Annotated in this window: 5 protein-coding genes; 2 read left to right on the top strand and 3 right to left on the bottom strand. The window is 70.1% G+C overall.

The features are described from left to right. Nucleotides 1-354 precede the first annotated feature (354 nt). Nucleotides 355-2379: a M23 family metallopeptidase gene (locus CIW48_RS32565; protein ID WP_149314471.1), complete on the top strand. Its 2025-nt coding sequence runs from the start codon at nt 355-357 to the stop codon at nt 2377-2379. Nucleotides 2380-2388: 9 nt separating this feature from the next. Here the strand turns inward: CIW48_RS32565 and gluQRS are convergent, their stop codons facing one another. Genes gluQRS through CIW48_RS32550 form a run of 3 tightly spaced genes read right to left on the bottom strand, consistent with a single transcriptional unit; the run spans nt 2389 to nt 5625 of the window. Continuing rightward, nucleotides 2389-3252, bottom strand: coding sequence for a tRNA glutamyl-Q(34) synthetase GluQRS (gene gluQRS / locus CIW48_RS32560; protein ID WP_246695526.1), 864 nt, complete (start codon nt 3250-3252; stop codon nt 2389-2391). A gap of 16 nt (nt 3253-3268) precedes the next feature. After that, nucleotides 3269-3550 carry a hypothetical protein gene (locus CIW48_RS32555; protein WP_149314470.1) on the bottom strand — a complete coding sequence of 94 codons (282 nt, stop codon included), beginning with the start codon at nt 3548-3550 and terminating at the stop codon, nt 3269-3271. Nucleotides 3551-3594: 44 nt separating this feature from the next. Next, complete coding sequence (locus CIW48_RS32550; RefSeq protein WP_149314469.1) at nt 3595-5625, bottom strand: ATP-binding protein; 2031 nt, start codon at nt 5623-5625, stop codon at nt 3595-3597. A 198-nt stretch (nt 5626-5823) separates the two neighbouring features. Here CIW48_RS32550 and CIW48_RS32545 point away from each other — a divergent pair, with 198 nt between their 5' ends. After that, nucleotides 5824-7467, top strand: coding sequence for a GMC family oxidoreductase (locus CIW48_RS32545; RefSeq protein ID WP_149314468.1), 1644 nt, complete (start codon nt 5824-5826; stop codon nt 7465-7467). Nucleotides 7468-7684 lie beyond the last annotated feature (217 nt).

Below are 7684 nucleotides of genomic sequence, written 5' to 3'. Positions count from 1 at the left end.
AGACCACCCGGCTACTTCGCCGGCCAGTCCCGCCGCTTGTCAGAAGATGGCTCAGCGCCCGGTCCACTTCCGCGGCCGGCGCCGATGAACCGGGGTATAGAACCCGAAGATTCGCCCGTCAACTCCCTTTTTCGCGCCAGCTCGGCGCCCTTGCTAGATCCCCGGCTCGCGAGCGATGTCGGCGTTCTTCATGCGAGAGCGGCGCTCAGCTGCGAGGCGCCTCAATCTCGACACGCTGGGTCGAGAGATGATTTCGCCGGGCGTAGATGGTGCTTCCGGTCGGGTTGAATCCGGCCTTTGCACCCCGAGTTTTGCGGGGACGCCCGTTCGCCACCGTCTTCTCAGGGCCTTCGAGTGAAGCGCGAGCGACTCAAGATCGGCGACGTAGCCGCCCGCTCCTCGCGGCGTGGGGTGCAGGAACCTCTCGATCATCTCGGCGCGACCGCGACGCAGATCGACCGGCGGGCGGTAAACCTGCGTTGGCTCTGCGCCAGCAGCCTCACGGGCCTGACCGGTGCCGGCCTGATCGCTGCGGCCCTCCATGTGTCCCTTCAGGGCGACGTCTCCTTCGCGGCCATCCCCGAGAAGGTGACAGTTATGCCCCGGCCTCAGCCGAGTGAGAGCGGCGCCAACATCGCGCGCAAAGGCGACCGGCTGGTGCGCAACCTGATGATCGCATCGGCCAAGCAGAGCTTCCGGGCGCCCGTCACAGTCCGCCTCGGGGATCGCGAGATCATCAAGGCCAAAGCCTTCGTGCGGCTGACTACTCCCCTGTCAATGACGACCGGTATCTACGCGAGCGAGCCGCCCCGCTTCGATCCCATGAAATTCGTGTCCGACGAGCCTCTGGAGCGCGCGCCCGACGCCTCCGCTGATGCTCCGGGCGCCGAGGTGACGGTGGTTAAGCGAGATCTCGCCGATGCCGTTGTCGACGCCAACGCACCCGCGCTCACCGATGACGACGTCACGGCGCAGGTCGAGGAGGAGCGTCGCATCGCCGCCGAAGCGGGCCGCCGCGCCGCCATTCCGATCGCACCGCAGATCATGCTGTCGCGCACGCTCCAGCAGGGAACGGCCGCGGACGGCGACGGATCGGCGCCGAAGGACGCGAACCCGTTCAAGTCGATCGAAGTTCTCGTCGTCCCGGAGAACGTCACCAAGGTCGCCAAGGTCGAGCTGAAGGCCAACGAGGCACCCCTCGTGGAGGAGCGCGACCTCGCGCTGAAACGCGGCGAGACCCTCGAGACCACGCTCAAGGCCACCGGCTTCGCGGGCGAAGACGCAATCCGCGGCATCGTCGGAGCGCTCGGCGGCAAGGCCCGCACTACCGCCCTTGCCGAAGGCCAGCCGATGCGCGTCCAGGTCGCGCCCGGTCCCCATCCAGGCGACCCGCGCCAAGTCACCCGTGTGGTCCTCTACGGTGAGAACGGGATCGAGGGGATCGCCGCGTTGAACGACCGGGGCGCCTTCGTGTCGGTGGCCCCCCCCACCGAGGAGACCCCCTCCCCCAAGGGGCAGTCTCAGGCGGGGAGCGGCGAGGAAGACGACGAGGATTCCGGCTCAGGGCCGCGCCTGTACCAAAGCCTGTACGAGACGGCGGCGCGCCACGATCTGCCGCGAGCCACTGTCGAGGATATTGTCCGCGTCTTCAGCTACGACCTCGACTTTCAGCGTCGCATCGGCAGCGGCGACGGGCTCGACGTGTTCTACACCTACGACGACGAAGCCGGCGCGGATCGGCCGGACCTCCTCTACGCCGGGCTGACGCTCGGCGGCGAGACCCGCAAGGTCTACCGCTTCCAGTCCCCGGACGATGGGACGATCGACTATCTCGATGAACAGGGCCGCTCCCTGAAGAAGTTCCTGCTGCGCAAGCCCATCGCCGACGGGATCATGCGGTCCGGCTTCGGCTACCGGCGTCACCCGGTGCTGGGCTACGCCAAGCTGCACACAGGTGTCGACTGGTCGAACCCGATCGGCACACCGATCATGGCGGCCGGCAACGGCGTGGTGATCCGCGCCGAGATGACCTCGGGCTACGGCAACCGGGTCGAGCTTCAACACGTCAATGGCTACGTGACGACCTACAATCATATGTCGCGGTTCGGCCGCGGCATCCGCGAGGGTGTCAAGGTCCGGCAGGGTCAGATCGTCGGCTATGTCGGCTCGACCGGCCTGTCGACCGGCGCACACCTCCACTATGAGGTGATCATCAATGGCCACTTCGTCGATCCGATGAAGATCCGTGTGCCCCGCGGCCGGGAACTCGACGGGCGACTGCTCGCCGAGTTCAAGCGCCAGCGTGAGCAGATCGACATCACCATGCAGAAGTCGAAGAGCGCCACGGCCCTGGCCCAGCGCGACGCTGCGGTCCGCTGAGGCCGTCCTTCAAGCGAAGCCGAGCCGTGCGCGGATCTCCGCCGGCGTCGTACCGGCCCGCCGAAGGTCGGCGAGGGATTGCGAGCCGCGCGACTTGGACAGCTTCTCGCCCCCGGCGTCGAGCAGCAGCGGGTGGTGGCGGTATCGCGGCGTCGCGACGCCCAGCAGGGCCTGCAGGAGCACGTGCAGGTCGGTCGCCGCCTCCAGGTCGCGGCCGCGCACGACATAGGTGATCCCCTCCACCGCGTCGTCGTGGACCACAGCGAGATGATAGCTCGTCGGCACGTCGCGCCGGGCGATCACCGCGTCCCCCCAGCGTGCCGGGTTCGCCGCGACCTGATGCGCGCCGGCCTCGTCGGAGGCGACGTATTCGTGCGTCGGACCGGCGCGGCGCAGGGCGGCCGCCATGTCGAGCCGCCAGGTATGCGGGTCGCCCCGGGCGATCCGATCCGCCGACGCCGCCGAACCCAGCTCGCGGCAGGTGCCGGGATAGACCGGCACGCCGTCCGGATCGCAGGGGCTCTCACTGCCGGAGGCGATGCGTGCCCGGATCTCCCCGCGCGAGCAGAAGCAGGGATAGGCGAGTCCGCGGCCGATCAGCCCGTCGAGGACGGCCCGGTAGGCCTCCATGTGCCGGGACTGGTGCCGCACCGGTTCGGGATAGGTCAGCCCGAGCCAGGCGAGGTCGGTGACGATCCCGTCGACGTAGTCCGGCTTCGAGCGTGCGGGATCGATATCCTCGATCCGAAGGCGGCAGAGGCCGCCCATCCGGGCGGCGAGGTCCGCGTTGAGCAGCGCCGAGTAGGCATGGCCGAGGTGCAGCCGCCCGTTCGGGCTCGGTGCGAAGCGCAGCACCGGCGTCTCGGAGGTCACGGGCTGTACCGTCGTATCACCCCTCGCGCCGGTGAAGGCATTGCAGCGCGCCGGGCTGGCAGGCGATGCCGGGCAGCGAGCAGGCCGGGCCCTCCGCCAGGCGCCGGCAGACCGTGCAGCCGTCGCTCCATTCGAGGCAGGCCGGGTCCTCCGCCGCCGAGCGCGCCGGTGCCCCGTGACGCGCGGGCGCCAGGGCGCCGATGAGCACGGTGGCGATCACGAGGATAGCGGTGCCCCAGGCGGCAAGCGCGCCGCTCGACGAGCGCGATGCGGGCGACGGAGGGCGGACTGTCGACATGGGCTTCCTGTTGGCGCGGGACCCGCCCCCCTGTCAACGCGCGCTCAGGCGGCCCGCGCGGATTGGCGCTCCAGGAGCGGCGGGAGCAGCTTCAGATTGAGCGGCTTGGCCAGGAACCCGTCGAAGCCGGCTGCCCGGGCGGCGACCTCGTCCTCCCGGCCGGCATTCGCGGTCAGCGCGACGAGGTGGAGCCGGTGCGCGCCGTCCGCTTCGGCGGCGCGGATCCGACGGGCGGTCTCGTGCCCGTCGAGGCGGGGCATCCGCACGTCGATCAGCGCGAGGTCGAAGGGGCCGTCGGTCTCCAGCCGGGCGAGGGCCTCGAGGCCGTCGACGGCGTGGACCACCGTCGCGCCGAGGCGCTCCAGGGCCCGGGTCGCCAGCAGGGCGTTGATCGGGTTGTCCTCCGCCAGCAGGATCCGGAGGCCGCCGCCGACGCGCGTCGGCACTGCCGGCGGGGCGGTCGCGGCCTCGACCGAACCCGACGACGCGAGCAGGCGCTCGAACAGGGAGCGCGGCCGGACCGGCTTGATCAGGTAGCCGTCGAAGCCCGCCGCCCCTGGGGCGCCGAAGCCGCGCCGGTCGAACGGCGAGAGAAGTACGAGGCTGGTGCGCACGCCGCAGGCACGCGCCGCATCCGCGATCTGCCGCACCGCCGCGTCGCCCAGCGCCCGGTCGGCCAGCACCACGTCGAAGGCCGCGCCCGACAGGGCGTCGAGGCCCGAATCCAGGCTGTCGACGATTACGGTGGCAGCCCCGGCCCGCGACAGGCTGCGGGCGAGGTACGGCGCCTGGAACGGCGAGTCGGCGACGATCAGGCAACGTTGCGCCGCGAGAGCCGGCAGCGGCGCGCGTTCGCCGCCCTCGGCCGCCGCGACCTCGGCCAGCGGCAGCAGCACCCGGAAGGTCGAGCCCCGCCCGAGGCGCGATTCCGCCTCGATCCGCCCGCCCATGCGGGTCACGAGCCGCCGCGTGATGGCGAGCCCCAGCCCGGTGCCTTCATGGCTGCGGCTCGCGCTGCCATCGCCCTGCTCGAACTCCTCGAACAGGATCGGCAGCCTGTCCTCCGGGATGCCCGGGCCGGTATCCGCCACCGCAAGTACGACCTCGCCGCCGGTTTCAGCCCGCGCAAAGCTCAGGCTGACGCCGACGCCGCCGCGCTCGGTGAACTTGATGGCGTTGCCGGCGAGGTTGATCAGGATCTGCCGCACCCGGTCGGCATCGCCCAGGATTGCGGCCGGGAAGTCCTCGGCCACGTCGAGGGCAATCTCGATCCCCTTGTCCTGGGCCCGGGGCGCCAGCAGCTCGACGATCCCCTCGGAGAGGGCCGGCAGATCGAAGGGCTCGGCCGCGAGGTCGAGGCGCCCGGCCTCGATACGCGAGAAGTCGAGGACGCCGTCGATGAGGCCGAGCAGGGCCTGACCGCTGGTTCGCACCGCTTCCACATAGGTGCGCTGCTCAGGGTTCAGCTCGGTCCCGAGCACGAGGTCGGCCATGCCCAGGATGCCGTTGAGCGGCGTCCGCATCTCGTGGCTCACCGTCGCCAGGAAGCGGGATTTCGCGACGCTCGCCGCCTCGGCCCGCTCCAAGGCCGCGTCGCGGCTGCGGATCGCCTCGACCCGCGTGGTCACGTCCCGGCCCGCGCGCAGCCAGTGCGTCGCGTCGCCATGGGCCACCGGCATCTCCACGAAGGCGAACCAGCGCGCCCGGCCGTCCGCCGTCCGGACCTGCGCCTCCAGGCGGCGGACCCCGTCCGGCCCGATCTCCACGGCATTCCGGTCGAGGATCTCGAGATCGTCCTGGGAGCCGATCAGTGCGATCGGTTCGCGGCCGAGCAGACGGGCGAAATCCTCGTTGGCGTAGGTGATGCGCCCGCGGGCATCACGCTGGACGATGATTTCGGTGGTAGCGGCCACCAGGGCGCGGTAGCGGTCCTCGCTCTCGCTGATCCGCCAGATGCGGTCCTGCAGCCGCTCGGCCTCGCGCTCGGCGCGCCGCGTTCCGAGCAGGCGCCAGAGGCCGAAGGCCAGCAGGGCGGCTGTCAGGAGCGCCAGGACAGGCGCCATCGTGTCGATCATTCCGGCCTCCCCGGCGTCTGGCCGGTCCGCCGCAGCATCGCAGCCGAAGCTGAAGGCGGCGTTGGGAAAGGGCCTTAACCGCCGGTTGCGGACTTCGCGGAGTCCGCGACGGGGCACGAGCTTAACTGCACCGTGAGGTGATCCGAAAAGCGGCTCGCGAGTTGCCTGCCAGGGCGAAGGCCCGGACGGAGACGGTACATGCCCGGTGATCACTATGACGTCATCATTGTCGGGTCCGGTCCCGGCGGCGGCACGATGGCGTGGCGCCTCGCCCAGACCGGCAAGCGCATCCTGCTGATCGAGCGCGGCGATTACCTGCTGCGCGAGCCGCGGAACTGGGACAGCCAGGCGGTGATCGTCGACGGCTACTACCAGGCCAAGGAGACGTGGTACTCCTCCGACGGCAAGAGCTTCCACCCAGGCCTTCACTACTATGTCGGTGGGAACTCGAAGTTCTACGGCTCGATTCTCTTCCGCCTCCGCGAGAAGGACTTCTCCGAGATCCGCCACCAGGACGGCGTCGCGCCGGCCTGGCCCGTCGGCTACGACGTCTTCGAGCCGTATTATCAGGCCGCCGAGGAGCTGTTCCACGTCCACGGCCTTCGCGGCGAGGACCCGACCGAGCCCTGGTCGACGAAGCCCTACGTCCATCCGCCGGTGGCGCACGAGCCGCGGATCCAGGAGCTGTTCGACAACCTGAAGCAGGCCGGTCACCACCCGTTCCACCTGCCGGTGGGCGTGCGGCTGGTGGAGAAGGACGGCCGTGCGGTGCCGACCTCGCCCTGCATCAAGTGCGAATCCTTCGACGGCTTCCCCTGCCCCACCAACGGCAAGTCCGACGCCCAGACCATGGTGGTGGATCCGGCCCTGCGCGATTGCCCGAACCTGACGCTGCTCACCCGCACCTATGTCGAGCGCCTCGTCACCAACGCCTCCGGCCGCAGCGTGACGGGCGTGGTCGGCACCCGCGACGGCGCGCCCTTCGAGGCCTCGGCCGACATCGTGGTGGTGGCCTGCGGCGCCCTCTCCTCGGCGCTGCTGCTGCTGCGCTCGGCCAGCGACCGGCATCCGAACGGCCTCGCCAACGGGTCGGACCAGGTCGGGCGCAACTACATGCGCCACAACAATTCGACGGTGCTGGCGATCTCTAAGGTGCCGAACCCGACCCGGTTCCAGAAGACGCTCGGCCTCAACGACTTCTACTTCGGCGATCCGGACCCGAAGGACGGCTGGGATTTCCCCCTCGGCCACATCCAGATGGTCGGCAAGTCGGACGGAGCCCAGATCCACGGCGAGGGCCTGCCGGGCTTCCTGCAATGGTTCCCCGACAAGCCGTTCGACTGGATCGCCAAGCACTCCGTCGATTTCTGGCTGACCTCGGAGGATCTGCCGCTGCCGCAGAACAGGGTCTTCTACAGGGACGGCAAGGTCCATCTCGATCTCACGGAGACGAATGTGGAGGCCCACAAGCGGCTCCGGCAGAAGCTGCGCGAGATCTGCAGCTTCACCGACATCCACCCGCACCTGTTCGACCGCTCGCTCTACCTCGGCAAGAACGTCCCGATCGGCGGCACGGCCCATCAGGCGGGGACCCTGCGATTCGGCGAGGATCCGAAGACGTCGGTGCTCGATCCGAATTGCAAGGCACACGAGCTGAGCAACCTCTACGTGACCGACGCCAGCTTCTTCCCGTCGATCGGCGCCGTGAACCCGACGCTGACGATCATCGCCAACGCCCTGCGGGTCGCCGATCATCTCGTCGCCCGGATGGGCGCCCGGGACGAGATCGCGCCGCCCCGGCTCTTCGACCACACCGAGCCGCGGGAGCCGCTGCCGGCCTGAGGACCGGTGGCGTGAGGAACACCGACCCCACCCCCTCCTTATCCTGAGGAGCCCGCGCCAGCGGCCCCCTCAGGATGAGGGAATAGCCCTGGACACGCGTCATCGTCCCCGCGCGCCGTTGGCGCCGGGGGCATGGCCCGGGAGATCACGAGGGACGCGGGACGCCGCGGGAACCCTGTGTCGGCCAGTCAACGCGCGGGATCCGATCCCCGCGGCG

The organism is Methylobacterium sp. P1-11 (genome assembly GCF_008329595.1).
Classification (GTDB): domain Bacteria; phylum Pseudomonadota; class Alphaproteobacteria; order Rhizobiales; family Beijerinckiaceae; genus Methylobacterium.
This window is presented reverse-complemented; position numbering and strand designations above follow the sequence as displayed.